Annotated in this window: 1 protein-coding gene and 2 pseudogenes; 2 read left to right on the top strand and 1 reads right to left on the bottom strand. The window is 63.0% G+C overall.

All coding sequences use genetic code 11. From position 1 onward, the window contains the following. Window positions 1–326 precede the first annotated feature (326 nt). Window positions 327–791: pseudogene (locus I53_RS12870) on the top strand (DUF1440 domain-containing protein); the annotation flags it as partial. A 53-nt stretch (window positions 792–844) separates the two neighbouring features. Here the strand turns inward: I53_RS12870 and I53_RS35095 are convergent. Beyond that, window positions 845–949: pseudogene (locus I53_RS35095) on the bottom strand (IS481 family transposase); the annotation flags it as partial. Window positions 950–1,407: 458 nt separating this feature from the next. On the opposite strand from I53_RS35095, the gene I53_RS12865 reads away from it, so the two are divergent. Then, on the top strand, window positions 1,408–2,192 hold a 785-nt coding region (locus I53_RS12865; protein ID WP_043351288.1), incomplete at its 3' end, for a GAF domain-containing protein.

The raw sequence follows: 2,192 nt of genomic DNA, 5'->3' as shown, positions 1-2,192 counted from the left end.
GCGCCAGGATCTTCACGACGCGGAAGCCCCGTCAGCGCATTGACGCTATCACTGTATGATTTGTACTCGTCGATTTCCATCTTTGCAGTAACAGTCACGCACAGCGCACCGACACATCCCGACACAGCGACGATCAAAGTCGATATTTTCACAACAACCTCCGCAATCGACCAAAATCTCTAGGTTAAATCATATTACGATTTTGCAAATTTTTGGTTTAAAACTGTGATACAGACAGTTGATCGATCCGTTTTTTGGATCTATGTCCGCAAACATAAGAAGATCGGAATTACTAGGGAGATTGTACGGACGACATAGAATTACATATGGAGGACAAATTGGGGACAAATTCGAAAAACGACGGTATTGTCGATTACGGATACGCGGCCTGGGCGGGATTCCTAGGCGGAAATCTTTCGAGCTTCGTCAAGTGGGGATCCGAGATCCCTTTCCCGCCCCGGGAGGCCGGCCGCATCTCGCCACCCTTCGCCATCCTCAAGGCGCTTGGCCTGAACGCCGAGGACATGACCTACGTTTTCACCGGTCACGTCATCAATTACGGCGTCGCCCTGGTGCACCAGGGCTTCTCGATCGTCTTCGGCCTGCTCTATTGCCTGCTCGCAACGGCATGCCCGCTCGTGACGCTGGGGCAAGGACTGGCCTTCGGACTGATCATAACCCTCCTGTTCCACGCCATCCTGCTGCCGCTGGGCGGCTGGGCGCCCCAGGTCTGGGACATTTCCGCCCATGAGGTGTTCTCGGAGGTGTTCGGGCACCTGCTCTGGGCTTGGACGATCGAGATCGTCCGGCGCGACATGGTGAGGATGCGGTTCGCGTCAGCGTCCACCTTGGCGAAAGCCAGCTCTGACGTTCGATCGATGGCAACGAACAGGTAGAGGGTGCCATCTCCCGTCCAGACCTCTGCGAGATCGATGTGGACATAGCCGATGACATCATCGGCAAAGCGCGTGTCTTGCGCTGATCGCCTTTTCGGCCCTTCGCCGCATCGGCCGCCGTCTGCCGAGCTCGCCACGTCTGGCGTCGTCGGGCTGACGCCGCAGCGTCCGGCGGCGGCCCTCACACCGTCTTGACGGCGCTGTCTTGCGCGACGGAGCGCCTCCGTCGTGCGGGCGCTGCCGTGGCGCCTTCGGCCCAGCGCGCATCCCGCGGGATCCAACACCCGATCTCAGGGGTCTGCCCGCAGCATCGCCGACATGGCGGGGTCCGCGGGAATGTCGGCTTCCGCCGCCTCCGGGGAGGACGGGAGCGGGCCGCTTTCGGCCTTTGCATCGGTTGCCGGTCATCCGGCGCGTCTTCGGGGACGCGGTGCTGGCGTGTCTCACACCTCTCCTTGCACAGGGCTTGCAGGTTGCCGACGGCAGTCGGGCAACTGAGGTGCGATCAGCCATGGAGGAGCGGGCAAGCAACGCAACGTCGAGCACTTACTGGCGCACGCAGGAGATGTTCCTCATCCAAGAGGTCATGAACCTCGTCGGTAAGGGCCTGCACCTCGACCAGGTCGCCCGCGAGATGCTGCACCTGCTCTCGGAGATCGTCGGGCTCAACCGTGGACGCATCGTCCTGAAGGACCCTGACGGCGCCGGCTATCGCATCGCCCATTCCTACGGCCTGACCCGCGAAGAGGTCGCCCGCGGCCGGTATGCGCCGGGCGAGGGCATCACCGGGCGTGTCATCCAGGACGGCCACCTCGTCATCGTCCAGGACATCGACAATGACCCGGTCTTCCTAGGGCGTGCGGTCGAGCGCGCGCGACTGCCCCGTGGCGCGGTGTCGTTCCTGGCGCTCCCGATCCGGGTCGAGCAGAGAACTGTCGGCGCCATCGCCTGCCACAGGATCCGCCACCGGGAGCGACCGCTCTCCGACGACCTCACCCTCCTTCGCATCATCGCCACGATGGTCAGCCAGTTGCTGACCCTGAACGAGCGGGTCGAGCGGAAGACACGCGCGCTCGAGGAGCACAACGATATGCTCGCTCGCGAGTTGCGCATCAAGCGGGCCCGCTACGGCATCATCGGCACCTCGCCCGCACTGCTGCGCGCGCTCGTACAGGTCGAGAAGGTCGCGGACGCGACCGCGAGCGTCCTGCTGCTCGGCGAGTCCGGCACCGGCAAGGAACTGTTCGCCCGCGCGCTCCACCTCGCAAGCCCCCGGCGGGACCGGCCGTTCGTCAA

Origin of the sequence: Methylobacterium sp. B1, from assembly GCF_000333255.1 — a bacterium.
Lineage (GTDB): Bacteria > Pseudomonadota > Alphaproteobacteria > Rhizobiales > Beijerinckiaceae > Methylobacterium > Methylobacterium fujisawaense.
The sequence above is the reverse complement of the archived record's forward strand: the minus strand, read 5'-3'. Positions and strand labels throughout refer to the sequence as shown.